General features: G+C 56.7%; 20 protein-coding genes. 13 read left to right on the top strand and 7 right to left on the bottom strand.

Annotated features, from left to right (window positions below):
• The first annotated feature begins 283 nt into the window (after nucleotides 1–283).
• The 10 genes from AC57B5_RS23970 to AC57B5_RS24015 all read left to right on the top strand — a co-directional run bounded on the left by AC57B5_RS23970 (nucleotide 284) and on the right by AC57B5_RS24015 (nucleotide 11,919).
• Nucleotides 284–655 carry a DUF2304 domain-containing protein gene (locus AC57B5_RS23970; protein WP_043789985.1) on the top strand — a complete coding sequence of 124 codons (372 nt, stop codon included), beginning with the start codon at nucleotides 284–286 and terminating at the stop codon, nucleotides 653–655.
• Nucleotides 652–2,115 (top strand): mannose-1-phosphate guanylyltransferase/mannose-6-phosphate isomerase, encoded by a 1,464-nt coding sequence (locus AC57B5_RS23975; RefSeq protein WP_239972337.1) that lies wholly within the window; start codon nucleotides 652–654, stop codon nucleotides 2,113–2,115. Before AC57B5_RS23970 ends, AC57B5_RS23975 begins: the two co-directional genes overlap by 4 nt.
• Nucleotides 2,116–2,268: 153 nt before the next feature.
• Nucleotides 2,269–3,360 carry a GDP-mannose 4,6-dehydratase gene (gmd, locus tag AC57B5_RS23980; RefSeq protein WP_239972336.1) on the top strand — a complete coding sequence of 364 codons (1,092 nt, stop codon included), beginning with the start codon at nucleotides 2,269–2,271 and terminating at the stop codon, nucleotides 3,358–3,360.
• Nucleotides 3,361–3,381: 21 nt separating this feature from the next.
• The gene (locus AC57B5_RS23985; protein WP_239972335.1) at nucleotides 3,382–4,467 is read left to right on the top strand and encodes a DegT/DnrJ/EryC1/StrS family aminotransferase; all 1,086 of its coding nucleotides are present in this window, start codon (nucleotides 3,382–3,384) and stop codon (nucleotides 4,465–4,467) included.
• 215 nt (nucleotides 4,468–4,682) lie between these two features.
• Entirely contained in the window at nucleotides 4,683–5,465 is a 783-nt protein-coding gene (locus tag AC57B5_RS23990) for an ABC transporter permease (RefSeq protein WP_239972334.1), read from the top strand.
• Entirely contained in the window at nucleotides 5,462–6,214 is a 753-nt protein-coding gene (locus tag AC57B5_RS23995; RefSeq protein WP_080945303.1) for an ABC transporter ATP-binding protein, read from the top strand. The genes AC57B5_RS23990 and AC57B5_RS23995 overlap by 4 nt, the downstream gene beginning before the upstream one ends.
• A complete protein-coding gene (locus AC57B5_RS24000; RefSeq protein WP_496400490.1) occupies nucleotides 6,211–8,523 on the top strand; it encodes a glycosyltransferase in 2,313 nt (770 codons plus the stop codon). The genes AC57B5_RS23995 and AC57B5_RS24000 overlap by 4 nt, the downstream gene beginning before the upstream one ends.
• Complete coding sequence (locus AC57B5_RS24005) at nucleotides 8,514–10,178, top strand: glycosyltransferase (protein ID WP_496400491.1); 1,665 nt, start codon at nucleotides 8,514–8,516, stop codon at nucleotides 10,176–10,178. The genes AC57B5_RS24000 and AC57B5_RS24005 overlap by 10 nt, the downstream gene beginning before the upstream one ends.
• Nucleotides 10,171–10,788 (top strand): NeuD/PglB/VioB family sugar acetyltransferase, encoded by a 618-nt coding sequence (locus AC57B5_RS24010; protein WP_496400492.1) that lies wholly within the window; start codon nucleotides 10,171–10,173, stop codon nucleotides 10,786–10,788. The genes AC57B5_RS24005 and AC57B5_RS24010 overlap by 8 nt, the downstream gene beginning before the upstream one ends.
• A 33-nt stretch (nucleotides 10,789–10,821) precedes the next feature.
• Entirely contained in the window at nucleotides 10,822–11,919 is a 1,098-nt protein-coding gene (locus tag AC57B5_RS24015; RefSeq protein ID WP_496400493.1) for a glycosyltransferase, read from the top strand.
• Here AC57B5_RS24015 and AC57B5_RS24020 read toward each other — a convergent pair.
• From AC57B5_RS24020 to metK, 3 genes are all read right to left on the bottom strand, one after another.
• Complete coding sequence (locus AC57B5_RS24020; RefSeq protein ID WP_496400494.1) at nucleotides 11,916–13,757, bottom strand: glycosyltransferase; 1,842 nt, start codon at nucleotides 13,755–13,757, stop codon at nucleotides 11,916–11,918. The two genes, AC57B5_RS24015 and AC57B5_RS24020, sit on opposite strands and share 4 nt — an antisense overlap.
• 12 nt (nucleotides 13,758–13,769) lie before the next feature.
• A complete protein-coding gene (locus AC57B5_RS24025; protein WP_496400495.1) occupies nucleotides 13,770–15,776 on the bottom strand; it encodes a tetratricopeptide repeat protein in 2,007 nt (668 codons plus the stop codon).
• Between the two features lie 234 nt (nucleotides 15,777–16,010).
• Nucleotides 16,011–17,192, bottom strand: a complete 1,182-nt coding sequence (metK, locus tag AC57B5_RS24030; RefSeq protein ID WP_496400496.1) for a methionine adenosyltransferase — start codon at nucleotides 17,190–17,192, stop codon at nucleotides 16,011–16,013.
• A 136-nt stretch (nucleotides 17,193–17,328) separates the two neighbouring features.
• Here metK and AC57B5_RS24035 point away from each other — a divergent pair, with 136 nt between their 5' ends.
• Complete coding sequence (locus AC57B5_RS24035) at nucleotides 17,329–18,180, top strand: lysophospholipid acyltransferase family protein (RefSeq protein ID WP_097201421.1); 852 nt, start codon at nucleotides 17,329–17,331, stop codon at nucleotides 18,178–18,180.
• The gene (locus tag AC57B5_RS24040; RefSeq protein WP_012207400.1) at nucleotides 18,177–19,043 is read left to right on the top strand and encodes a lysophospholipid acyltransferase family protein; all 867 of its coding nucleotides are present in this window, start codon (nucleotides 18,177–18,179) and stop codon (nucleotides 19,041–19,043) included. Before AC57B5_RS24035 ends, AC57B5_RS24040 begins: the two co-directional genes overlap by 4 nt.
• Here AC57B5_RS24040 and AC57B5_RS24045 read toward each other — a convergent pair.
• The 3 genes from AC57B5_RS24045 to zwf form a co-directional block, all read right to left on the bottom strand.
• Entirely contained in the window at nucleotides 19,037–19,948 is a 912-nt protein-coding gene (locus tag AC57B5_RS24045) for an alpha/beta fold hydrolase (protein ID WP_180318855.1), read from the bottom strand. The two genes, AC57B5_RS24040 and AC57B5_RS24045, sit on opposite strands and share 7 nt — an antisense overlap.
• A 45-nt stretch (nucleotides 19,949–19,993) precedes the next feature.
• The gene (yihA, locus tag AC57B5_RS24050; RefSeq protein WP_013800744.1) at nucleotides 19,994–20,746 is read right to left on the bottom strand and encodes a ribosome biogenesis GTP-binding protein YihA/YsxC; all 753 of its coding nucleotides are present in this window, start codon (nucleotides 20,744–20,746) and stop codon (nucleotides 19,994–19,996) included.
• 213 nt (nucleotides 20,747–20,959) lie between these two features.
• Nucleotides 20,960–22,414: a glucose-6-phosphate dehydrogenase gene (gene zwf / locus AC57B5_RS24055; RefSeq protein ID WP_496400497.1), complete on the bottom strand. Its 1,455-nt coding sequence runs from the start codon at nucleotides 22,412–22,414 to the stop codon at nucleotides 20,960–20,962.
• Nucleotides 22,415–22,556: 142 nt separating this feature from the next.
• Here zwf and pgi point away from each other — a divergent pair, with 142 nt between their 5' ends.
• Entirely contained in the window at nucleotides 22,557–24,119 is a 1,563-nt protein-coding gene (gene pgi / locus AC57B5_RS24060; protein ID WP_192368451.1) for a glucose-6-phosphate isomerase, read from the top strand.
• 35 nt (nucleotides 24,120–24,154) lie between these two features.
• Here the strand turns inward: pgi and AC57B5_RS24065 are convergent, their stop codons facing one another.
• Nucleotides 24,155–25,057 (bottom strand): SMP-30/gluconolactonase/LRE family protein, encoded by a 903-nt coding sequence (locus AC57B5_RS24065; protein WP_016450960.1) that lies wholly within the window; start codon nucleotides 25,055–25,057, stop codon nucleotides 24,155–24,157.
• Nucleotides 25,058–25,237 lie beyond the last annotated feature (180 nt).

Here is a 25,237-nt window from a genome sequence, read left to right on the forward strand (position 1 = left end):
GCTTTGGACGACAGCATGTGAATGCTTCAGTGTAGTGCCGCGTGAACTCTGCTTGCCATCCGCCGCTTTGTCAGGATGGTGTGCCGTTGTAGGCAACGGGATCTGGGGAGGGGGCTTGTCAAGGCTAGGGTGACACCAAAGGGAGAAAATCCAGCGCAACGCGATGGCGAACCTACAATGGGAGGTTTTACGTATTCCTTGGTCCGTTTTGGCTGTGCCAGCTGGTGATTTTGTTGCACTGCATCAACCGAACGACGTTATTCGGTAGTCTTTTATTATCAATATGGCATCACTTCAGGTAACAACTACTGTCATGGGTGTAGGGTTGGCCGCGCTGATTCTGTACCTGATACGCCGCGACCACCTCTATCTCATGCATGGACTGTTCTGGGTAGCGGTGGCCATGGCTGCGGTGGTGCTCGGCGTTTGGCCCGGCTTGGTTGATGGCATCGCCGCTGTTCTGAGCATCAGTTATCCCCCCGCAATTTTGCTACTGCTGGCTTGTATCGTGTTGTTTTTAAAGGCGTTACACGCCGACATGATGAACACCCGCATTGAGCGCGACGTGCGCCGTCTCAACCAGCGGTTAGCCATGCTGGAGGCGGATACCGAAACCCTGCGCAGCCCAGCTTCTTCCAACACCTTTTCCTCATGACCTCTCCCCTGCTCCCCGTCATTTTGTGCGGAGGCTCCGGTACCCGCCTGTGGCCACTTTCGCGTGAGACATATCCAAAGCAGTTCCTGGCACTTGCTGACAGTCAGACGATGCTTCAGCAGACAGCAACACGTCTTCAAGGGCTGACCGCACAAATTCCGCAGGCCGTGGCTCCTGTCCTAGTTTGCAACGTGGAGCATCGTTTTCTGGCTGCAAGTCAGCTTACGCATGTAGGTATCCAGCAAGCCGCCATATTGTTGGAGCCGGTAGGTCGCAACACGGCCCCTGCGCTGACTTTGGCGGCACTCCATGCATGTGCGGACGGGGAGGACCCCGTACTTCTCGCCATGCCGGCAGATCATGTGGTTGCTGATCGTGAAGCCTTTCATGGTGCAGTGCATAAGGCTTATATGAAGGCCAGTGAAGGCTGCATGGCCACTTTCGGTATCGTGGCGGACCGCCCTGAGACGGGCTATGGCTACATCCAGTTCAGCGAAATTGACGAGCAAGGCGTCCACCGTGTGGAAAGCTTCGCGGAAAAGCCCGATGCCGAACGTGCACGGCACTATCTGGAACAAGGGAACTATCTTTGGAACAGCGGCTTGTTCATGGTGAGAGCCAGTGTCTGGATCAAAGCCATGGAGCATTGCAGGCCCGATATTCTCCGCGCCTGCCAAGACGCCATGCGAGCTGCTCAGCGCGACCTGGATTTCATCCGCCCTGATGCGGCGGCATTTGCAGCCTGCCCGTCGGACTCTATTGACTATGCCGTGATGGAGCGCTTGTCCACAATGCCGGAACTGGACATCGCTGCACGGGTGGTGCCCATGGAAGCCGGTTGGTCGGATGTAGGTGCCTGGGATGCGCTATGGGATGTGCGTGAGCAGGATTCCGAAGGAAACGCGCTGATGGGTGACGCTGTCCAGCATGGCTGTTCCAATTCCTTGCTGCTCTCAAGCAGCCGACTTGTTGCTGGCGTAGGGCTGCAAGATGTGGTCGTCGTGGAGACGCCCGACGCTGTTCTGGTGGTTGACAAGCGTCGCACTCAGGATGTTAAGAAAATCGTCGCCCACCTCGTTCAGACTGGCCATGCACTCGCACATTCGCATCGCAAGGTGCATCGACCCTGGGGATGGTACGACAGCATCGATAGCGGAGAGCGTTTTCAAGTCAAGCGCATCGTCGTCCATCCTGGCGCAAGCTTGAGCTTGCAAATGCATCATCACCGTGCAGAGCACTGGGTGGTGGTCAAGGGAACTGCCGAAGTAACCAACGGTGAAAGGACATTTTTGCTCGGTGAAAATGAGTCGACTTATATTCCCCTTGGGCATATACACAGGTTGGCCAATCCTGGAAAGGTTCCTCTGGAAATCATTGAAGTACAGTCCGGAAGTTATCTGGGAGAAGATGATATCGTGAGATTCGAGGACACCTACGGTCGTGTTCAGCGGTTGAGCTAACCCGGATAGGGTATTGAGAATTCTCTTTTTGCTTTCCGTCTTCTAAAATTGAATTATTTCAGTTGACCGGGGCAGTTTTAATTTGAAGAAGTTGCAGTAGATTATCTAACCAATAATATCGCTGTATTTTTAATGATCGGGTAGGGTATCGATATGAAGAAAAAAATTGCTTTGATTACGGGTATTACAGGCCAGGATGGTGCATACCTGGCTGAGTTTCTTTTGCAAAAGAATTACGAAGTTCATGGCGTTCGTCGCAGGGCATCGCTGTTCAATACGGATCGTATTGACCATCTGTATCACGATCCGCATAAAAAAGGCTACGACCTGACGCTGCATTACGGGGATTTGACAGATTCCTCAAGCCTTATTCGAGTGGTGCAGGAGGTTCGGCCGGATGAGGTTTATAATCTTGCAGCACAAAGCCACGTGGCAGTTTCCTTTGAAGAGCCGGAATATACGGCGAATTCGGATGCGCTGGGAACACTCCGCCTCCTGGAGGCAATTCGCATTGCCGGACTGAAGGATACAACGAAATTCTACCAAGCATCCACATCCGAGTTGTATGGATTGGTGCAGGAAATACCTCAAAAGGAGACAACCCCATTCTATCCGCGGTCTCCCTATGCGGTTGCAAAGATGTATGCCTATTGGATTACCGTCAACTATAGGGAAGCCTATGGTATGTATGCCTGCAACGGGATCCTTTTTAATCATGAATCTCCGATCCGTGGTGAAACCTTCGTGACACGAAAAATCACACGGGCACTGGCACGCATCAAGCTGGGTCTACAGGATTGCCTCTATCTTGGAAACATGAATGCCTTGCGTGACTGGGGTCACGCACGCGACTATGTTGAGATGCAGTGGCTGATGTTGCAGCAGGACAAGGCAGAGGATTTCGTGATTGCCACTGGCGAGCAGCATTCCGTCCGGGAGTTCGTGGAGCTGGCGGCAAAGGAGGCTGGTATACAAATACGATGGGATGGAGAGGGCATTGAAGAAAAGGGATACGACATTGCAACGAATAAATGCATTGTCGCTGTTGATCCCCGTTACTTCCGTCCGGCCGAAGTTGAAACGCTTTTGGGCGATCCTTCGAAAGCAAAGGAGAAGCTGGGCTGGGTGCCGCAAACGTCCTTCCAGGAACTGGTCTCTGAAATGATGCGTGAAGACCTGAAGGAGGCCCAAAGGGATGAGCTGGTCAAGCAGCATGGTTTCAAGTATTTCAATTACCACGAATGAAATAAGTGAAGAGGTCAGAAAATGATTCCTGTTTATCAGCCTTATTTCACTGGTCAAGAAAAGAACTATGTCAACCAATGTCTGGATTCCACTTGGATATCTTCCAAGGGAGAGTTCATTCAGCGGTTTGAAGATGGATTTGCCGAGTACATTGGAGTAAACAAGGCAACCAGCGTTAACAACGGCACGGTCGCGATACACCTTGCATTGGAAGCGGTTGGAATCAAGGCAGGTGATGAAGTCATCGTGCCCGCGCTGACCTACATCGCTTCGGTGAATACCATTATTCAAACAGGTGCTACACCTGTCTATGTGGATTCTCTGGCTCAGAGCTGGCAAATAGACCCGAATGACATACTGCGAAAAATCACCGACCGTACAAAAGCGGTGATGGTTGTTCATTTGTATGGACTTCCTTGTGACATGGATCCGATTGTCAAGATCTGCCGAGAAAAGAACCTTTTGCTGATAGAGGATTGTGCGGAGGGATTTGGCTCCTACTACAAAGGAAAGCATGTAGGAACCTTTGGGGATATTGCCACCTTTTCTTTTTTCGGAAACAAGACCATAACGACCGGAGAGGGCGGAATGGTTGTGGCAAACGATCCCGCAACGATTGAGCGCGCTTTTCATCTGAAAAACCAGGGAGTCTCAAAAACGAGGGAGTACTGGCATGATGTGGTGGCATACAACTATCGTATGACAAACATCTGTGCCGCAATCGGTTTGGCACAATTGGAAAAGGCGGACGAGATTTTGGAGCGAAAGCGCCAGATCGCATCGTGGTATGAGTCAAATCTTGGAAATTTGCCGCTGAAATTTCATTCTGAACTGCAGGATACCCGGCATTCATTCTGGATGTGCTCTATTGCGGTGAACGATGCTTCGGACCGGGCTCCCTTGAGGGCTTATCTGAAGGCTCAGGGTGTGGAAACACGCCCTGTGTTTTATTTGGCCAATGCAATGCCACATTGTCAAACTGATGAGATATTTCCTGTTGCCGAGTCCATCTCAAGCCGTGGTATCAATTTGCCAAGTTATCCCGCTCTTTCTCAAGATGAGGTAGCGATGATTTGTGCTCAGATTTCACGGTATTTTAAAGAATAAATAGAGTCAGTTATTTTCACAGGCCATATCGACAGTTACTTTATAAATTATCTTCCTGCCCGCTATGTTGTCTATCTATTGATACTTTGACCGCATAGTTGGCAGGAAATAAAAATGGCCGCTAGAGAATCCAATGAATATCGTTAAAATTTTGCTGTTGGAGAGATCTAAGAAGCAATTAATGAGAAAGAATATTATGCTGCTTGGAGCGGTTCATGCGTAAATATTGGCAAGGGATTTGGCGAGCCAGATATTTTTGGACTCACTTGGCAATGTCTGATTTGAGGTCTCGTTGGCGGAGATCTTTTTTTGGAGCTTTGTGGTCTATTATCCAGCCACTGGGGATGACTGCGCTGCTTGCCATTGTTTTCAGCAAGATGTTCAATTCGGATATCACAACGTATGCTCCTTATATTCTTTCCGGGATCATCGTCTGGGAATTTATCGCGGCGAATGTCACTGGAGGAGCATTGTCTTTTGTTCAAGCAGATGCATATATAAAACAATGTAGGCATCCGTTGGCAATTTATACCCTGAGAACCGTTCTCGGCAGCTTGACCGTTCTTGCTCTGGCCAGCTTGGCACTCTATGGCTGGTCTTTGACTGTGATGCCGCAGAATTTTGGATGGAGTTGGTTGGCGTCATTGAGTATATTCCCCGTCGCTGCCTTGATCGCTTGGCCGATGTCCACCCTTTTAGCCTATGTTGGTGTACGTTTTCGTGACATACCTCATGCAGCGGGACTGGTGCTGCAGGCTCTTTGGTTTGTTTCTCCTGTTTATTTTGAAGTAAAAATGTTCAGGCAAGGAGGAATGGGATTTCTGGTGGATAACAATCCTATCTATCATTTGCTTCAACTGATCCGCGCACCATTGCTGGAAGGGAAATGGCCTACTTGGGAAAATTATGCTTATTCAATTTTATTGGCATTGATATTTGCACTAATTGCCTGGCTTGTCGGAAGAAAAGCAGAGCGTAAAGTTATATTTTATTTATGAGAAATCCGCATATCCGACTTGAAGCTGTAAATCTCCACTATGCTTCTGTTTCATTCAAAGAGCGTTCTGTCAGGGAACTGTTGGCAAATACGCTTCTTCGTCGAAAAAAGCGAGTGAGCTTGCAGGATGTGCATGCTCTTAAAAATATCAATCTCGATATAAGCAAGGGTGAGCGCGTAGGTCTGCTGGGCCACAACGGAGCTGGTAAAAGCACATTCTTGAAAACCGTTGCTGGGCTATATCCAATTTCAAGCGGGTGCGTTCAGGTAGATGGTGAAGTTCGTTCACTGTTTGACCTGAGTTTAGGATTTGAGCCGGACGCAACTGGCCGTGAAAATATACTTTATAGAGGCCTTCTGCTAGGTCTTTCTCCAGAGTTCATGCGGGAGAAAGAGCCCGAAATCGTTGAGTTTGCAGGATTAAGAGAGTTTATAGATTATCCAATTAAGACTTATTCTGCGGGAATGCAGGTGCGACTGGCATTTGCGATATCAACCGCTGTGGGGGGGGATATTCTTCTGCTGGATGAGGTAATTGGTGCGGGCGATGCGAATTTCATGAACAAGGCAAAGCAACGTATCGTTTCTTTGGTTGAACAGGCTGATATTCTAATTCTGGCATCCCATGATTTCAGTGCCCTAGAGAATTTATGCCAGAGAGGGGTTGTTCTGCATCGAGGGGAAATTGTATTTGATGGTGCGGTGAGTAAAGCAATAATTGAATATAAAAAAGTGAACGGGCTGTCATGAGTGAAGAAAAGCCTTTGCGGGTGATGTGGTTGTTGAATCACACAACTGCGAGAAAATTCGAAATATCGATGTTGAAAAAGATCGGTGTGAATCAGATATTTACGCCAAAATCTTTTCCTCAAGATCAATCATTTAGAACTGCTTCTATTGATTATTCTGAGGATGCTTCGCTCGAAATTCCAAAAGATGATCTCGCTATACTGAACGCTACTGATTGGTACGATGGTGTTCCGGAAGCTACGTGGGAATTAGCGAACAAATATTTCGATGTCATATTCTTTTTACCAATGAATCGAGAGGCTCTTGATAGTCTATCGAAGCACTTCAGGGGGATTGCCATTTGGCGGATATATGGTCGTGACAAGAGCGCTTCTTATGATTTAGTGCTCAACGATTATATTGCCAGGAATGGATATGGGGGGGTCTGCATAAGGCGTATGGGGCGGCGTTTTTATTTTGGCGAAGCATATTCTCACATAGCTGACGCCGAGCCGCCTTACTTGCGTGACCGGAGAATTTTTCTTCCTCTGGGCCTCGCGAATGCAGAAATTAAGGACAAATGGGAGGGCAAAGAGAGAAAAATCTATTTCGTTTGCCCGGAAATCGCATCAAGTCCTATATATGGAGAGATTTATAGGAATTTCAAAAAAGCATTTGAGGGTGTTCCATATATAGTCGCAGGTGCACAGCCTATATCTGTAAATGACGAGCGTGTCTTGGGTTATGTGACAGACGATGAGCATGCCTATAATATGGCTCAAAGTCGCGTTATGTTTTATCACTCTCAGGAGCCAAATCATATCCACTACCATCCGTTTGAGGCAATCCGAGCAGGTATGCCGCTTGTCTTTATGGCGGGAGGCATGTTGGATCGGATGGGTGGTGTTGGTTTGCCTGGGCGCTGTAAAACAGTTGTGGAAGCAAGGCGCAAGATTGAAGCTATTTTATCGGGCAATCAAGAGTTGATTGAGAGCATTCGTCATACGCAGGCGGCACTTCTTCAATCCATGATCCCAGAAAATTGCGAGCCCGCGTGGCGCACTGGATTTGCTCAGATTGCATCCAATTTGGCTGAAGTACGGGCTGAGCAAGCAATGCGCCCCAGTGTAGCTCGAAAGAAAAGGATAGCAGTTGTCTTGCCCGTAGCCTATCGAGGTGGTAGTTTGCGAGGAGTCCAGGCGCTGGCACATGCAATCCATATGGGCAGTCACCAGTCTGGTGATGCCGCAGAGGTTGTTTTCTTGCATCCAGATGAACCATTCGTTTATTCTGATTCAGATTTCGATGATTTTCCAAAAGAAATAAAGCGGCGGCCGTTTAAATGGAGAACATTATCCTCGGAAGAGGCAAGCCGAGCAATGCGTTATGCGGGATATGAAAATTGGAGACCCGCTTCAGAGCATTATCTGGTGCCAGAAGATGGGATACGCAATCTTCAGGATTGCAATCTTTGGATAATAGTGAGTCACCGCATGATTTATCCTATTCTTCCTTTGAAGCCCGTCGTGCTTATGATGTACGATTTCTTGCAAAGGTATGTTGATGTTATTCCTCAGCGATATGAGTTGATGTTTTTGTCGGCTGTGCGCTCTGCCGAAAAGATATTGGTGACATCGGAGTTTACGCGGAAAGATGCACTGCAATATGCAGGAATAGAATCGAAAAAAGTAAGTAAAGTGCCGATGCTGGCTCCGGAATTTGAAATAAAGCGGGAAATTATTGCTTCCTTAGATGAAAAAGATTCATATTTCATCTGGACAACTAATTCCACACCGCATAAGAATCACAAAAATTCTTTGGAAGCCCTTCATATATATTATGAAGAAATGGATGGTACGCTGGATTGCAGGGTAACCGGCGTAAATTCTCGAAATATATTGGTGGATACAAACCCTCAAACTGATTCAGTTGCCAAATTGTTTAGAGAAAATAAACTGTTGAAGCGGAGAGTCAAGTGGATGGGGGAGTTGCCAGATTCTGCTTACAGAAAAACTTTGGCGAATGCCAAGTTCATTTGGCATTCTGGTAAATCGGATAATGGTACTTTTTCCGTCATTGAGGGTGCATGTTTAAACGTTCCGGCGCTCTCCAGCGATTATCCCGCGATGCGCGAGATTGATGAGCAGTTCTCTTTGCGAATGGCTTGGATGGATCCAGAATCTCCGAGAGATATGGCGAAGAAGCTTAAGATGATGGAAAACAATATAACAGCACGGCGAGATATGCTTCCCTCTGAAGCTCTTTTGAGGGCTCAATCAATGGAGAATCATGCCGAAAAATACTGGCAAGAGGTTCGTGCATGTCTTTAAAGCAGTATGGAATTTACTTGGCTTTCCCTCCCACCGTAGATTTGCGAGCGGAAGGGCTTGGGCGGCATCTCGCCATGTTTCTTAAAGGTGCTGAGAAACTAGGTGATGCACGGTTCATAATCGTCTGCCCCAGTTGGTCACAGGGAACTCTTCATACTCTTTTTGAGAGTGAACAGGTCTCAGCAGAAGTTTTCGAGATTGCATCGCCACAGAATAAACCATATATTTTGAGCGTATTTGAAGCGTGGCGAGCATATCGTTCTCGATTCAAAAGACGAAGCGGGAGGTTCCAGCGTATGCTGGACTTCGCAATGGGAAAGGTTTCACGAGTTTGGCAAGTATTTGCGAAAAAAGCTGTTGCTGTCAATAGTTTTTCGTCAATGGTAGCATTTTTGCTGTTGTCGTTGGTTGCCCTAATCGTTGCGTTTCCAATTTCTATTATTGCGTTGCCTGTTGCCGCCATACTTGTGATCAAAAGAGGCTGGAGCATGATGCGCCGGCGTGCTTCCTCGCAAATCAAGTGGTGCCATAAAATTGCTAGCAGGATAAATTCAATGCTCGCTAGACCTGATAAAGAGGGGCTGTTGTTTCGTCTTTTTGACGAGATGCAAAAAATTGAGGCTGCTCGTATGCAGGACATCATAGATAGCTTGCCTCGTGTCCGAGCATGGTACAGCCCCACGGCATTTTGGCCAAGCTTTAATAAAATCAAAGCTCCGCGTCTAATGTGTGTTCCAGATGTCGTATTGAATGACTTTCCTGTAGGATTTTCCATGCTTGGCGGTAATCGCCTTGCGACTGTGTATGAGACTTTGGAGAAATCGATTAAAGGGGGATGTAATTTTGTAACTTACAGTGAGACTACAAAATGGAATACTTTGATAGATAGATACGGTATACCTGCTATTAACGTCAGGGTCGTACCGCACGCGCCAAACGATCTTCATCATTGGGTAAAGATCACGGGGTTTCCTGATGTCGAGGCCACTTCGCGTAAATATTGCCAGTCCTTGATGAGAGGCGCGTTGCAAAGAAGTACCAATGTGGATTACACCTCCGCATTTAGCAATGGGGATGTGGAATTTCTTTTCTACGCAAGCCAATTTAGGCCAAGTAAAAATGTGATGACACTTCTGCGAGCCTATTTGCATCTGCTGAGACGAAGATATTTGGGTGTAAAGTTGGTTCTGACTGGGCATCCAAGTGCTATCCCTGAAATATGGCAATTTATTTTTGATAACAGATTAGAGAATGACGTAATTTTTCTTCATGGATTGAAAATAGAAGAGCTTGCCGCTTTCTATAAACTTGCAACCTTGGCTGTTAATCCTAGCTTGAGCGAGGGAGGGTGTCCTTTTACGTTCACGGAGGCGTTGTCGGTCGGCACGCCTGTAGTTATGGCAAGGATTCCAGTAACGGAAGAAGTTATACAGGATCCAGATGTTCAGGATGCCACATTCTTCGATCCCTATGATTGGGAGGATTGTGCGAGCCGCATTGAATGGGCAATCAAGAACAGGGCTGAGCTTCTATCGCTTCAACTCAAGACATATGCTGAATTGTGCGAGCGATCATGGACCGACGTCGTGAGGGAGCATTTGCAGGTGCTGGATGAGATTTCCGCCATGAATGCGGTGGTGCATTCCAATGCTTAATCGACGCTTGATCATCCTGGGATTTGGGGGGCATGCGCGTAGCGTTGCTGATGTTGCCTTGGCGTGCGGATATGGCAGCTTGCTTTTTGTGGATGAAAATGCCAAGCCGAATGAGAATTTTCTGGGTCATCCGGTTGTCGGTTCTCTTCCGGCTCTTGAAGGTGAGTCATGCGACGCCATTTCTGCTTCTGGGGACAACGCCAAGCGTGCTAAGCAGTGCCAAGATATCGAAGCCTCCTGTTTGAAATTGATTTCTTTGATATCTCCTTTAGCTAGTATAGGGTGCGGAAGTGTCATCGCTGAGGGAAGCTTTATTGCGCATCACTCGCATGTGGGGCCAATGGCCTCCATTGGCCGTGGTGCCATTATTAATACTGGCGCCATTGTTGAACATGAATCAGTGGTGGGGGATTTTTCTCACGTCTCTGTGAAATCGGTTATTGCCGGCAGAAGCACTATTGGGAGTTTCTCCATGCTTGGCGCAGGGGCTGTAATCATTGATGGATTGTTGGTTGGAAACCACTCGGTTATTGGTGCGGGTGCAGTGGTTTGCAATGCAATCACAGAGCCGGGGGTATATGTGGGTGTTCCTGCGCGCAAGCTGAAATAGTTCAGAAAAGTGGTCTTTGCAATGGCAATAGGCATGAAAAAAAAGAATTTTCTTCTGTATGATTTCATGCAGGTGGTAGGCGGTGCGGAACGCGTCACTCTCACTCTTGCAAAGGCACGTCCTGACTTTGAGACTGTGGTAAGTCGGTGCTATCCACAGGCACAGACTTTGTTGGATAAAACCTCCGTTGAAGTGCATGAACTCAAAGGAGGGGGGTCTGCCTTTTTGCCAAGAATTCTTGAAAGCATGTGGTGCTTTAGATTCCGTTCGCAATTTTTATATGATGCGGATCAGGTTGTTTATAGCGGATTTTATACACCATTTGCTGTATACAGTCAGCGTAAGGGGGTGCGTATTTATTATTGCCATACCATTCCTAGGTTTGCATATGATTTATATGAGGATTCTATAAAGAACTTTCATTTTTTATTACGTCCAATATATGCATTGTTCATATGGTGGTTCCGCCGTCAGTATGAGGCAGCTGTCGGTCGGATGGATAGAATTCTTGTAAACTCCGAGAATGTGAAACGTCGATTGAAGCTTCATACAGGATTTGACTCCGAGGTCGTATATCCGCCTGTCGCTACGCAGCATTTCAAGCAATTGGATGATGAAGGCTATTATTTGTCTACTGCCCGCCTGGTGCCGAACAAGCGCGTGGATGTCATCGTTCGTGCGTTCATGCAGACGCCTGAGCGGCGCCTTGTGGTGCTGTCAGGAGGGCCAGAGCTGGAGCGCTTGAAGCTGCTGGCTTCGGGTATGCAGAACATCATTTTCACAGGATGGCAGACTGATGATGAGCTCCGTAGATGGGTCGGTCATGCAAAAGCCGTGATTTACCTCCCTGTGGATGAGGATTTTGGAATGTCTCCTGTAGAAGCCATGGCTGCAGGAAAGCCAGTTATTGGAGTTGCACAAGGTGGGCTGCTTGAAACCGTCGAAGATGGTAAGACTGGGTTTCTTGTGGAAAATCCTCCGACTCCACAGGCCGTCATCGCTGCTATGGAGAAGATGGAACATATGCAGGCAGGCGAAATGTCCACGGCTTGCATTGCCAGCTCTCAGCGGTTCACGGAAGAGCGTTTCATACGACGGATGCAAGCGGAACTTTGTTTCGAGAGCATCTAGTCGGGTATTTGTTTCGAACGCAGGTGTGCCAATCCAAGAAGCGTAGAAACAGCAACATAGCGTATTGCATTGGCCCAAGACTGGAACATTCTGGATCGGTCGGGCTTTTTTGTATGTATGGGTAAAGCTACTTCGGCAATACCTAATTTTTCTCTGCGCATGAGCAGCAAAGTGCCTATATCTTGATAATCCAGCAACGTGGCATCTGGTGTGGCCGCAACGCGCAGTGCCGAATGTCTGTAGAGCCGAAAGCCGGAAACGAAATCACGTAATGGAAAGCCTGTGATAAATCGAAGCCACTGCCACGCAGCACGTCGAGCCCGACTGTAATTGTCTTCGAAGTAGCCAACAACCACATCGGCACTTGCATCTGCCTTGAGTAGCGTAGGAATCTCTTCGACCTCATAGCGTCCGTCGGCATCTATTGTGATGACTGATTCAAAGCCCTGTGCGAGTGCGTAGCGAATGCCTGTCTGCAGGCTGCCCCACGTGGTCATGGCTAAAAGGGGCCGCAGCACTCGTGCGCCGCTTTGTTCGGCGAAAGTGCACGTGGCATCAGTGCTGCGATTGTCTACCACGAGGATGGGGGCGTCCACCAGCGCTTTTGCTCGAAGCACGAGATGAGAAATGCTTGCCTCGTGGTTGCGGGTCGAGATCACCACCATCAATTCGTGGCGCGCTGATGCCGGAGCGAGGCCCGGCGCAAGATAGCGATAGTGCCGCGCCACAGCTCGCTCACATGCTCCAATGCCGAACATCCGTTGCAAAGCGTCGGGACCAGCATTGCCTAAGCGTTCTCGCATCTGCCCGTCATGCTGCAAGCGTGCAATCGTACTGCGCCATGCCTCGATGTCTTCGAAAGGAACATGCAGTCCAGTGCGTGCTTGCGCAATAACCCACGGCATACCGGAGCCCGGCAGGTCCGTGACAATGCAGGGACGTCGATGCAACATGGCCTCCAGCAATACGATGCCGAAAGCTTCAGTACGTTCGCGCGAGGCAAGGCAGAAGATGTCGCACCCTGCAAACAAGGCATGTTTTTCCTCGTCCGACACCGAGCCCACCAGTCTCACATTGGCCTGTCTGCCCTCGTGAGTGCATTGGCGTATCAGCTCTTCCAGGGATGCTCGCAGCTCGCCTTCTCCCGCAATCAGCAACTCCACGCCTGGCATGGCCGAGACGGCTCGGATCAAGGTCTCGAAGCCTTTGTAGTAGGTCAACCGGCCGATGGACAACAGGCGCAGCCGGGTGTCGGGGCGCCAGCCTTGGCCGTGCTGCAGCGATGCTGGTGCAGGAATGGTTTCGAGGTTCAGGCCCAGCGGAACGATCTCGCATTTGCTGCGCCAGGTGCGCAGGGCATTGCTGGCCTCAAGATAGGGTGGCGACGTTGCGAATACCTGTTGGGCGCGTTCCAGCAAGGCCTGCTCGAACGGCCGGTACAGCATGTAGGCCAATGCCACGGACCACTTGATGTTGGACACCACCACATCGGAGTGCCAGTGGATGACCCAGGGCACGCGCCGCGCGATGGGCAGGGTCAGTGCCCAAAGCGCTGAGTTGTTGGGCAGGTGCAGGTGCAGTACGTCGGGCTGAATGCGTTCAATGGCGCGGCCCAGTGCGCGCCGGAATCCCATGGCCATGGGGGCATAGACCAGATTGAATTGAACGGGCACGCGTTCCAGCCAGGCGGGATCATCCGGCTCCGGATCACCATGGACCAGGGCATGGGCATCGACACCCTGGCGTCGTTGCTCGTGTATCAGGTCGGCCAGAAAGACTTCCATGCCGCCTCGGTAGGGAGGGAAGAATTTGCCGACGTGAAGTATGCGCAGGGCCATGGCGGACAGCGCCTACTTCGTCGCCTGAGGCTTTGCGGTAGCCGGGCTCAGCTGATTGCGGACTTGCCGGTACTGCGGATTCTGCGGCTCCAGGCGTATGGCCTGGTCCAGGTTCTTCAGCGCCTCCGGCAGGTTGCCCAGGCCGTGATAGGCCATTGCACGCCCGTAGAAAGCGGGCGCGCTGGGGCTGCGAGCAACCAGTGGTTCCAGCAGCTCTTTGGCTTGCGCACTATCACCCTGGCCGACAAGGGCCAGCCCCAATCCGACGATCAGGCGAGGGGCGTTTGGCGAGGTCTGCAGCAGAGTTCGGAAGTCGTCAGCTGCAACTTTGTATTGCTGCACACCTATGGCCGCCTCTGCGCGTTTCAGGCGCAGGGTCTGCTCCATTTGCTTGGCGTTGGCACTGTCTTCGGTGGGCTCGCCCAGGGCGCGTGAGTATTCCTCGAATGCTGCACGCAACTGGCCTGTGGCCATCAACGCTTCGGCTTTCTGGTAGTACAGGGCTTGGCCATTGAAGCCTTTGGCCTGGGCTGCGGCAAAGGCATTGAGGGCTTCGGGGAATTTCTTTTGCTGGGACAGAACGGCACCCATATTGAACAGCGCATTACCGCCCAAGTCTCCAAGGGCATTGGCCGTGGCGAAGTCCTGCAGCGCCTGGTCGAGCATGCCTTTGTCTGCGTGTGCTGTTCCGACGTTCAAGAAGGCACGGCCGCGTCCCACGGCATTGGCGGGGGCTTTTTTGTCGATTTTCTCAGCGGCATCGGCCCAGGATGTGCCTACATCCTGAAGAGAGAGCACGCGTTCAAAAGCCAGGGCTCCGAACACCACGCCGATGACGATGCCGACGATGTAGATGGTGCGTGGTTTGGCCCCCGTCAGCGCAATGGCCGCCAATCCCGGGATGGCCACAGCCCACAGATAGCTGCGATACAGAACGAAGGGGTCCTGCAGCCAGACCGTGGCGAATTCGGTCGCATACCAGAGCAGGGGAAACAGGAGGCAGAGCGCGACCAGGCCAATGACACCGGGACGCCTGAGCACGGCCCAGATCGAGCAGGCCAGCAGGGCCAGGTAACCGAGCGCGCCGGCTAGGTGCCAGATCGAGCCGAAGCCGAGAGGAAATGCCGGTCGCAGATCGATGGACATCCAGCCCGCATAGGGAACGATCCACAGAAAGCCATAGGCAAAGAAAAGGGCTGCCTCGTTGAGGATGCTCAGGGGATAGATCCGAGAGGTGATGCCGGGTTGAAGGGCTTCCAATTGCCTTGCATAGCCCTGGGATTGCTCATCGAAAATCTGGCCCACCAGACTGCCGAAAAAATGAAAGACTGCCGCCGAGGCAACGGCCAGCAGCAGCAAGGCCATTCCCACAATGACCATGGCAGCCTTCAGGCCGGGGCGCCGCACAAAGATATAGAGCGGCACCACCATGGCGACTGTCAGAAAAGCATGCTCCTTGGACAGTACGGCAAGCACATAGCAGATGAATGCCGCGACATGCCAGAGGGCGCGCCCGCTCTGAAGTCCACGCACAAAGGCCCAGCATGCCAGCACCGCGAACAGCGTTGCCATGACGATGGAGCGCTGCACCAGGTATCCAACGGCGTAGACCGCGACAGGGTTCAGTGCAAAAAGGATCAAGCCCAACTGCAGGGCTGCATCGCGCGATGCGAGGAAATGGGGCTGCTCTTCGATGTCATGCGGAAAGCGCGTCTGCGTCAGTAGGGCCTTGAACAGTGCATACAAAGCTGCCACGGTCGCGAGATGCAAGGCGATATTGAAGACGCGCTGCTTCCACCAGCCGGCTCCAAAGAGCTGTTCGATCCAGACGAAGCTGCCATACGACAGCGTGCGCTGTTTGAAATCTAGCAGGCTGCCATAGTTGCCGAAGATCGTTCCATCCGTCAGGCGCATATCGTCAAACAGCAGCCCGTTGTTCAGGCCGGGCAGGTAAACGCCGAATATGGCCAGCAAAAGAAGGGCACTGAACCAGTAGATCGCTTTGGGGGAGGCAGCCATTGCTTCTTGTCTTGTCTCGGATGTGGCGGAGCTTGGATGGGTTGGCCTTGCAAATGGCCTCTCATGGGAAAAGCGCAGGCAGTTTAACAGCCGTGAAACCCGGTTACTGCGCCTGCTGCGTCAAGTGATGTGAGTGTTGTGAGAAGGCCCGCGATGAAAAAAGCCCCATGTCGCGGCAGGCGCGGCATGGGGCCGGGAGGCCGTCAGGTGGAGCTAGTGCCCCTGGCGTCTTGCTTACAGGCCGGCAGCCGCACGCAGCACGGCTGCCTTGTCCGTCCGCTCCCAGGTGAACTCGGGCTCTTCACGGCCGAAGTGGCCGTAGGCGGCGGTCTTGCTGTAGATGGGGCGCAGCAGGTCCAGCATCTGGATGATGCCCTTGGGGCGCAGGTCGAAGTGGGCGGCCACCAGCTTGGCGATCTCGGCATCGGGGATGACGCCCGTGCCTTCGGTGTAGACCGTGATGTTCATCGGGCGTGCCACGCCGATGGCGTAGGCCACCTGGATCTGGCACTGGCGTGCCAGGCCGGCGGCCACGATGTTCTTGGCCACGTAGCGCGCGGCGTAGGCGGCGCTGCGGTCCACCTTGGTCGGGTCCTTGCCGCTGAAGGCGCCGCCGCCATGGGGGCAGGCACCGCCGTAGGTGTCGACGATGATCTTGCGGCCGGTCAGGCCGCAATCGCCCTGGGGGCCGCCGACAACGAAGCGGCCCGTGGGGTTGATCAGGTACTTGGTGTCCTGCAGCCACTCGGAGGGCAGCACGGGCTTGATGATTTCCTCGATGATGGCTTCGGTGAAGCTGGACTTCATCTTGGTGGCAGTTTCCGACTGGTCTGGGCTGTGCTGGGTGGACAGCACCACGGTGTCGATGCTGTGGGGCTTGCCGTCCACATAGCGCATGGTCACCTGGCTCTTGGCATCGGGGCGCAGGAAGGGCAGGCGCCCGTCCTTGCGCAGCTGGGCCTGGCGCTCGACGAGGCGGTGTGCGTAGTAGATGGGCGCGGGCATCAGCTCGGGCGTCTCGTCGCAGGCGTAGCCGAACATCAGGCCCTGGTCGCCGGCGCCGGTGTTGAGCTCGTCATCGCTGGCCTTGTCCACGCCCTGGGCGATGTCCTGGCTTTGCTTGTCGTAGGCCACGAGCACGGCGCAGCCCTTGTAGTCGATGCCGTAGTCGGTGTTGTCGTAGCCGATGCGCTTGATGGTGTCGCGTGCGACCTGGATGTAGTCGACGTTTGCGCCGGTGGTGATCTCACCTGCCAAAACCACCAGGCCCGTGTTGGTCAGCGTCTCGGCCGCAACGCGGCTGTACGGGTCTTGGGCGAAAATGGCGTCCAGGATCGCGTCAGAGATCTGGTCAGCCACCTTGTCCGGATGGCCTTCAGAGACGGATTCCGAGGTGAAAAGAAAGTCGTTCGCCATATGAATAAACTCCTTGGTTGCAGCTTTTTTGCTGGGCGCTGCCCAAGCTGCAGGAGCTCTGGCGAACGCTTTAGCAGAAATTGTTTAACGTCGCTCTGCAAGTTGCTCAGTTAACTCAGCGACACCCATCATTTTAATGCCATCCCTGTTCCGACTGTTTGCTGCACTGCCTTTGTGGCTATTGCACCCCCTTGGCGCGCTCATGGGCTGGGTGGCGTTCGCCGCTTCGGCCACGTACCGGCGCCGCTTTCTGGCCAACGCCCGGCAGGCCGGCTACGGCCTCGGCGCCGTGGCGCCGGCCGTGGGGCATGCGGGGCGCATGGTGGCGGAGCTGCCGCGCATGTGGATGGGCAGGCAGCCGAGCTGCGAGATGCACAACGAGGAATGCGTGCGCCGGGCCTACGCTGCCGGGCGCGGCATCATCTTTCTGACGCCGCACCTGGGCTGCTTCGAGCTGTCAGTGCAGCATGCGGCGCGGCAATGGTCGGCCGAGCATGGCGAGATCACCATTCTCTACCGCCCCGCGCGCCAGCCCTGGCTGGCCCGTGTCATGGAGACGGCGCGCAACCGCCCCGGCGTGCAGGCCGTGCCGACCACACTGGCCGGCGTGCGGCAGATGATCAAGGCGCTGCGCAAGGGCGCGGCTGTGGGGCTGCTGCCCGACCAGGTTCCGCCCGAGGGGCAGGGCGTCTGGTCGCCGTTCTTCGGCCGTGATGCCTATACGATGACGCTGGCGGCGCGCCTGGCGTTGCAGACGGGGGCCGCGGTGATCGTGGCCCGTTGTGAGCGCTTGTCCTGGGGGCGGGGCTATGCGCTGTATCTTGAGGAGTTGCCCGTGCCCTTGTCCGAGAATCTGGAAGCTGCGGTGCAGCAGATCAACGAGGCGATGGAACACACCATCCGCCAATGCCCGCAGCAGTACCTGTGGGGCTATGCGCGCTACAAGCAGCCGCGCCGTGAAGCAGCTGCCAACGAGGTGCATGCATGAGCGGGCGCATCGGCGTGTGGCTGATGCGGTCGCTGGCTTGGATGCCGCTGCCGTGGCTGCGGGGGCTGGGTGCGTTTCTGGGGCGTGTGCTGTTCGTGCTGGCCGCGCCGCGCCGCAAGGTGGCGCTGCGCAATCTTGCGCTGTGCTTTCCCGAGCTGACCGAGGCGCAGCGCGTGGAGCTGGCGCGCAGCAATTTCATCGTCTTTTGCCAGACCTGGCTGGACCGCAGCTGGCTGTGGGCCGCGCCGCGCGAGGTGGTGGCCGAGCGCGTGAAGCTGCAGGGCGCCGTGCATGAGCTCGACGGCGATACGCCCACCATCCTGTTCGCGCCGCATTTCTACAGCATGGACGCGGGGGGCCTGGCGCTGCCGCTGCACACCACGCGGCCCTTCACCTCGATCTTCTCCACCCACCCGGACCCTGCGGTCGATGAGTGGTTCATGTCGGGGCGCCAGCGCTTTGGCGACGTGCGCATGCTCAACCGCGCCGACGGGGTCAAGCCCATCATCTCCAGCCTGCGCAAGGGCGGGCTGCTGTACCTTTTGCCCGACATGGACTTCGGCCGCAACGACTCGGTCTTCGTGCCCTTCTTCGGCGTGAACGCGGCCACCATCCCCTCGCTGTCGCGCTTTGCACGTCTGGGCCGGGCCAAGGTGCTGGGCATGTATACGCGCATGACGCCCACGGGCTACGTGGCCGAGATCACGCCGGCATGGACGGACTTTCCCACCGACGATGCCGAGGCCGATACGGCACGCATGAACCGCGAGCTGGAAGCGGCGATTCGCACCATGCCCGACCAGTACTACTGGGTGCACAGGCGCTTCAAGACCCGGCCCGAGGGCGAGCCCTCGGTCTACTGAACGGGGCGGGACAGGAACTGCTCCAGCGCTTGCCGCACCGCATCGGGCTGCTCGTGCACGACCCAGTGCGAAGTGCCTGCCAGGTGCTGCACCGTCAGGCGCGGCACCCACGGCTCCAGACCTTCGACCAGGGCAGGCTGCAGCGCCGGGTCGCTGTCGCCCCAGAGCACATGCGTGGGCACGCCGATGTCCAGCATCTCGGGCGGCAGCCTCAGGTTGCGCAGTGCGTCGGCTGAGTCCGGATCTTCGGGCCGGGGCGGCACCAGGGGACTGGCGCCGTAGTAGTGGCAGGAGCCTTGCACGCCCAGGTCCCAGTGCTCGCGGTAGCGCTGCTGCAACTGCGGCGTGAGCCATCCGGGCAACTCGCCCTGCGGTGTGCGGAAAAATCCCAGCATGCGCTGCCAGCCGTTGTCGGCCAGCAGGGCGGGTGCGTCGGGGCGGCGCAGGAAATGCATGTACTGGCTTGCAGCCTGCTGCACGGGGTTGTCCAGCAACTCGCGCAGAAAGGCGCCTGGATGCGGGGCGTTGAGGATCATCAGCCGCTGCATCAGCCCGGGATGGCGATTGGCCAGACCCCAGGCCAGGGCACCGCCCCAGTCGTGGGCGATCACGCAGGCTGCGGGTGCGCCAGGGCTTTCGATGGCGATCAGCGCCGCCAGATCCTGCAGCAGGTGCTTGGCCTTGTACTGCTCCACGCCGGCCGGCTGGCTGGAATGGCCAAAGCCCCGCAGATCGGGGGCGACGCAACGCCATTGCGTGCCGAACTGCTCCAGCATGCCTTCCCAGATGAAGCTGCCCTCGGGAAAGCCGTGCAGGAACAGCAGCAGCGGCCGGCCGGGTTCGCCGCTGACGCGGCAGTGCAGATGGATGCCGTGAGGCAGCTCACGAATGCAGGTGGTCACCATGTTGCGCTCCTTGCGGGGCGCTGGCTACACGAGCGCCTCCGGGCGCTAATCTTGGGGGCTGTCGCTCTCGCCGGGCGTCGCGGCTGCGACGTCCGCCTGCGGTGCAGCAGCGGCCGGCTGGGCCAGCCCTTCGGGATGACTCCAGTGCCACAGCAGCTGGGCCACCTCGTCCACACCCTGCTTCTTCAGCGCGGAGAACATGCGCACCTCGCCACCGCCGGCATTGAGCCGCGTGATGGACAGCACCTTGGCCTGCTCGGCGCGCGTGAGCTTGTCGGCCTTGGTCAGCAGCACGAGGAACTTCAGGCCCTCCTGCACGCGCGGGCGCAGGGCATCGAGCAAGGCTTCGTCGAGTTCGGTCAGGCCCAGTCGCGGATCGCACAGCAGCACGATGCCCGTCAGGCTCTCGCGGCTGACCAGATAGTTCAGCATCACGCGCTGCCAGCGCTGCTTGTCCGTGCGCGACACGGCGGCGTAGCCGTAGCCGGGCAGATCGGCCAGCACGGCGTCGGTCACGCCCTGCTTGCCCAGGGAGAACAGGTTGATGTGCTGCGTGCGGCCGGGCTTCTTCGAGGCGAAGGCCAGCTGCTTTTGCTGCGTCAGCGTGTTGATGCAGGTGGACTTGCCGGCATTGGAGCGGCCCACGAACGCGATCTCGGGCACATCGACCTTGGGAAGATGGTGCAGTTGCGCAGCCGTCGTCAAAAAGCGCGTCGTGTGCATCCATCCCATGGCGAGCTTGGGATCGATCAGGGAGGAAGTGGGGGCGGCATCGGCAGCCGGCGCAGCAGGATTCATGGTGTGGTCAGTCTCTCGGGGCCTCATTGTAGGTTCCCCCATGATCCAGCGCCCCCCGCGGGCTATAGGCTGCGTTGCAGGCCGAGCGCGTCGCCTGAAGCCGGCGCGCCCCAGCGCCAGGGACAGCGAGCAAGGGCCGCCCCGCAGCGATGCTGTCGTCCCCCTCCCGCGTAGCGAGAGAGGGGGAAGGCGCGCAGCGCCTCAGGGGGAGCCTCAAACCTCCTCGCTCCAGCAAAACCCATCCCGCGCAATCATCGCGCTGGCCGCGCTGGGCCCCCAACTGCCAGCCGCATAGCCGCGCGGCCCCGAGAGATCGTTGCGCCAGTGCTGCAGTATGGGTTCCACCCAGCGCCAGGCCTGTTCCTGCTCGTCGCTGCGCACGAACAGGTTCAACCGTCCGGCGATCACGTCCAGCAGCAGGCGTTCGTAGGCGCCCACGCGCTTGGCGCCGAAGCGCTGGTCGAAGTCCAGGTTCAGGTGCACGGGGGCCAGCGAAGGCTCGGCCTGCTGCTGGGTGGCGCCCTGGGCCAGCAGGTGCAGCTCCAGCCCGTCCTTGGGTTGCAGGTTGATGACCAGGCGGTTGGCTTCGGACAGGGGTGAGCGGAAGATGGGATGGGGCACGGGCCGGAAGTTCACGACGATGCGCGCATCCCTTCCTGCCAGCCGCTTGCCGGTGCGGATGTAGAAGGGCACGCCGGCCCAGCGCCAGTTGCAGATCTCGGTGCGCAGGGCGACGAAGGTCTCGGTCTGGCTGCCGGCCGCCACGCCTTTCTCTTGCTGGTAGGCGGGCACGGGCTGGCCCTGGCTGGCGCCGGCCAGATACTGGCCGCGCACCACGTGCTGGCTCAGGGTTTCCGGCGTCCAGGGCTTGAGCGACTGCAGCACCTTGAGCTTTTCGTCGCGGATGGCGTGGGCCGAGGCGTTGATCGGCGGCTCCATGCCGATGGCGCACAGCAGTTGCAGGGCATGGTTTTGCACCATGTCGCGCAGCGCGCCGGTCTGGTCATAGAAGGCGCCACGGCTTTCCACGCCCAGTTCCTCGGCAATGGTGATCTGGATGTTGGCAATGGTCTCGCGCCGCCACAGCGGCTCGAACAGGGCGTTGCCGAAGCGCAGGGCCAGCAGGTTCTGGACCGAGGGCTTGCCCAGGTAGTGGTCTATGCGAAACACCTGCTCTTCGCACAGGACCTTGCGCAGCGTGGCGTTGATGGCCTGGTTGGAGGCCAGGTCGTGGCCCAGCGGCTTTTCCAGCACCACGCGCGTCTGCGGGCCATTCAGGCCCACGGCGGCAATCTGCTCGCAAACCGTGGTGAACAGGCTGGGCGCAGTGGCCAGGTACATCACCACCGTCTCGGCGCCGCGCGTGTTCAGCGCCGTGGCCAGGCGCTCGTAGTCGGCGGGTTGCGACAGGTCCATGCGCAGGTAGTGCAGCAGGGCCGCGAAACGCGAGAACTCCTCCGGACTGGGGCGCTTGGACAGTTCCACCTTTTCGAAGCGGCCCTGGATGAGCGCGCGGTACTGGTCGTCACTCAGATCATCGCGACCCACGCACAGGATGCGTCCCCCCTCGGGGAGGGTGCCGTGGCGGAACGCCTGGAACAGCGCGGGCATCAGCTTGCGCCATGTGAGATCACCCGTGCCACCGAACAAAACCAGATCGAAACCCATGCTGTCTCCACAAGTTGGTGTGTCTATTTTTTTTGGTAACTTGGTTACCAAAATTTTGAGGAATCGGATAAATTATAGGAAGGTATTGAGGTTTTATTCCAGAGATGTGTTGTCGATTTGGTAATCAGATTACTTTCATCCCATGCTGTCCGTCATTCCCCAGCCCCCGCGCTGCGACCATGCCACTGTCTGGCCTGCGCTGCACCACCATGCCTTGGCCCTGCGCAAGGGCTTCGATCTGCGCCACGCCTTTGCCGATGATCCCGGCCGGTTCGCGCACTTCAGCCAGGAGGCGCCACACTGTTTTGCAGACCTGTCCAAGAACCTCTGGGATGCACCAGCCGAGGCGCTGCTGTTGCGTCTGGCGCGCGAGTGCGCAGTAGAGCAGCAGCGCGATGCCATGTTCGCCGGAGAGCACGTCAACGGCAGCGAGGGCCGCGCCGTGCTGCACGCGCTACTGCGCTGCCCGCGCGGCGAGTCGCCGCCGGGCCTGGCATGGGCCCTGGCCCAGGTGCACGAAACGCTGGATGCCATGCTGGCCTATGCCGAGCGCGTGAGGGCCGATGCCGGCATCACCGATGTGGTGTGCATGGGCATCGGCGGATCGGGCCTGGGGCCGCAGATGGCCGTGCAGGCGCTGCAGGGAATGTGCGACGCACGGCGGCGCATGCACTTCGTCTCCAACGTGGATGGGCATGAGCTGCAATCGGTGCTCGATGGGCTGCAGCCGCGCAGCACGCTGTTCATCGTGGCCTCCAAGGTCTTCAACACGCAGGAGACGCTGACCAATGCGCGCAGTGCGCTGCAATGGTTCCATGCGCAGGGCGGTGAAGATGTGGCGCGGCATTTCGTGGCGTTGACCACCAATGCCTCGGCGGCTGCGCAGATGGGCATCACCACCACTTTCGGTTTCTGGGACTGGGTGGGCGGTCGCTATTCGCTGTGGTCGGCGATCGGGCTGCCCGTGGCCCTCGCCGTGGGAGTAGCGGCATTCCGCGACCTGCTGGCCGGCGCGCATGCCATGGACCACCACTTCCGCACGGCACCGCTGCAGGCCAATCTGCCCGTGCGCCTGGGCCTGCTCGATGTCTGGAACCGCAATCTGCTGGGCTTTGCCAGCCGCTGCATTGCGCCCTACCACGCAGGCCTGAGGCGCCTGCCGGCCTATCTGCAGCAACTGGAGATGGAGAGCAATGGCAAGCGCGTGGACCGCCAGGGCCGGCCGCTGGCGCTGGGCTCAGCCCCCGTGCTCTGGGGCGAGCCGGGTACGGATGGGCAGCATGCCTTCTTCCAGATGCTGCACCAGGGGACGGACATCGTGCCGCTGGAGATCATCGCCGTGCAGCGGCCGTCGCACGGCCTGCAGGGCCACCATGAGCAACTGCTGGCCAACGCCCTGGCCCAGGCCCAGGCCTTGATGCAGGGGCGTTCCTGCGATGATGGCCATCGCCACTTCCCGGGCAACCGGCCCAGTACCTTCGTACTGCTGGATGCGCTCACGCCGGCGGCGCTGGGTGCGCTGATCGCCTTGCAGGAGCACCGCGTGTTCGTGGCGGGCGCGCTGTGGGGCCTCAACAGCTTCGACCAATGGGGGGTGGAGCTGGGCAAGCTGCTGGCGCGCGACCTGCAGCAGCGCCTGGCCAGCGGGGATGTGGCGGAGCTCGATGCATCGACCGCAGGACTGCTGCAGCGCATGCGGGCCTGACGCCCCTGGCAACACGTTGCCGGGGCTGTGCAGGCTCAGGCTTCGCGGAAGCTGTTCACCGGCAGGCCCGGCACATCAACACGGCACTCCATCAGTGCGCCGGCAGGCACCTGCGCCGATCGCTCCGGATCGGGCCGGCCGTGTCCGGCCGAGGTGATGTACAGCGTGCGCAGGTCCTCCCCCCCAAAGCAGACCATGGTGGGGCAGCGCACGGGCGTGTCCAGGCGCTGCAGCACATCGCCCTCGGGGCTCAGTTGCAGCACGCAGCCGCCTTCGTACATGGCCACCCAGTAGTTGCCCCGGACGTCGACGCTGGCGCCGTCGGGGCGGCCGCCATAGAGCCTGCCCTCGGCCTTGGGTGCGAAGGCCTTCCACAGCGAGCGCGTGCCCAGCGTGCCGGATTCCAGGTCGAAGGCAAAGCGGTCTATGCGGTGGGCTGGCGTGTCTGCCCAGTACATCCAGGCGTCATCGGGGCTGAAGGCCAAGCCGTTGGCCGTGGTGCAGTCGCCTGCCATGCGCTGAACGGCGTAGCCTCCGGCGCCGTCCGCGCGAAGGCACCACAGCGCGGCATCGGGCGCCGTCTTGGGCGAGAACAGTGACCCCGCCCACAGCCGCCCGGCGCGGTCGCAGCGCCCGTCGTTGAGCCGCAGCTGCTGCGGATCATGGTCCAGGCGGGCGATCATTTCGGTGTGTCCCGTGGCGGTGTCCAGCAGGCCGAAGCCATCGCGCAGCCCCACCACGATGCGGCCCCGGTCCGTGGGAGCGCAGCAGCCCGGTTCGCTGGGCGTGGCCCAGCTGCGGTGCAGGCCTGTGGCGGGCTCCCAGGAATGGATGTGCCGGTCCTGGATATCGCACCAGTAGAGCCGGTGTTCCTGCGGGTGCCAGAAGGGGGACTCGCCGAGTGCACTCGGTGGAACAGGGATGCGCTGCACGGCCATGGTCTGCCTCGGAGATGCGGATGAACGGAATTCTAGGAGGTCGGGACGCACCGCAGCAGCGGCAAATGGTTTGATGCATCGGCTAAGGGATATCACCGGATTGGCTGCGCATAAAAGTATCGAAAGGCGCATCTGTCGTACCAGTCCGGGCACGAGGCCGTCGCCACAATGCCTCATCCG

Source organism: Delftia sp. BGA-UO-ETr-SB1 (assembly GCF_059567865.1).

What these genes read in the sequence shown, in the direction of transcription:
- AC57B5_RS24005 (WP_496400491.1), top strand. Translation starts at nt 8,514, where the DNA reads ATGTCTTTAAAGCAGTATGGAATTTACTTGGCTTTCCCTCCCACCGTA.
- AC57B5_RS23990 (WP_239972334.1), top strand. Translation starts at nt 4,683, where the DNA reads ATGCGTAAATATTGGCAAGGGATTTGGCGAGCCAGATATTTTTGGACT.
- AC57B5_RS24040 (WP_012207400.1), top strand. Translation starts at nt 18,177, where the DNA reads ATGAGCGGGCGCATCGGCGTGTGGCTGATGCGGTCGCTGGCTTGGATG.
- AC57B5_RS24020 (WP_496400494.1), bottom strand. Translation starts at nt 13,757, where the DNA reads ATGGCCCTGCGCATACTTCACGTCGGCAAATTCTTCCCTCCCTACCGA.
- AC57B5_RS23995 (WP_080945303.1), top strand. Translation starts at nt 5,462, where the DNA reads ATGAGAAATCCGCATATCCGACTTGAAGCTGTAAATCTCCACTATGCT.
- AC57B5_RS24045 (WP_180318855.1), bottom strand. Translation starts at nt 19,948, where the DNA reads ATGGTGACCACCTGCATTCGTGAGCTGCCTCACGGCATCCATCTGCAC.
- gmd (WP_239972336.1), top strand. Translation starts at nt 2,269, where the DNA reads ATGAAGAAAAAAATTGCTTTGATTACGGGTATTACAGGCCAGGATGGT.
- metK (WP_496400496.1), bottom strand. Translation starts at nt 17,192, where the DNA reads ATGGCGAACGACTTTCTTTTCACCTCGGAATCCGTCTCTGAAGGCCAT.
- AC57B5_RS24065 (WP_016450960.1), bottom strand. Translation starts at nt 25,057, where the DNA reads ATGGCCGTGCAGCGCATCCCTGTTCCACCGAGTGCACTCGGCGAGTCC.
- AC57B5_RS24010 (WP_496400492.1), top strand. Translation starts at nt 10,171, where the DNA reads ATGCTTAATCGACGCTTGATCATCCTGGGATTTGGGGGGCATGCGCGT.
- AC57B5_RS23970 (WP_043789985.1), top strand. Translation starts at nt 284, where the DNA reads ATGGCATCACTTCAGGTAACAACTACTGTCATGGGTGTAGGGTTGGCC.
- zwf (WP_496400497.1), bottom strand. Translation starts at nt 22,414, where the DNA reads ATGGGTTTCGATCTGGTTTTGTTCGGTGGCACGGGTGATCTCACATGG.
- AC57B5_RS24000 (WP_496400490.1), top strand. Translation starts at nt 6,211, where the DNA reads ATGAGTGAAGAAAAGCCTTTGCGGGTGATGTGGTTGTTGAATCACACA.
- AC57B5_RS24015 (WP_496400493.1), top strand. Translation starts at nt 10,822, where the DNA reads ATGAAAAAAAAGAATTTTCTTCTGTATGATTTCATGCAGGTGGTAGGC.
- AC57B5_RS24035 (WP_097201421.1), top strand. Translation starts at nt 17,329, where the DNA reads ATGCCATCCCTGTTCCGACTGTTTGCTGCACTGCCTTTGTGGCTATTG.
- pgi (WP_192368451.1), top strand. Translation starts at nt 22,557, where the DNA reads ATGCTGTCCGTCATTCCCCAGCCCCCGCGCTGCGACCATGCCACTGTC.
- AC57B5_RS23975 (WP_239972337.1), top strand. Translation starts at nt 652, where the DNA reads ATGACCTCTCCCCTGCTCCCCGTCATTTTGTGCGGAGGCTCCGGTACC.
- yihA (WP_013800744.1), bottom strand. Translation starts at nt 20,746, where the DNA reads ATGAATCCTGCTGCGCCGGCTGCCGATGCCGCCCCCACTTCCTCCCTG.
- AC57B5_RS23985 (WP_239972335.1), top strand. Translation starts at nt 3,382, where the DNA reads ATGATTCCTGTTTATCAGCCTTATTTCACTGGTCAAGAAAAGAACTAT.
- AC57B5_RS24025 (WP_496400495.1), bottom strand. Translation starts at nt 15,776, where the DNA reads ATGGCTGCCTCCCCCAAAGCGATCTACTGGTTCAGTGCCCTTCTTTTG.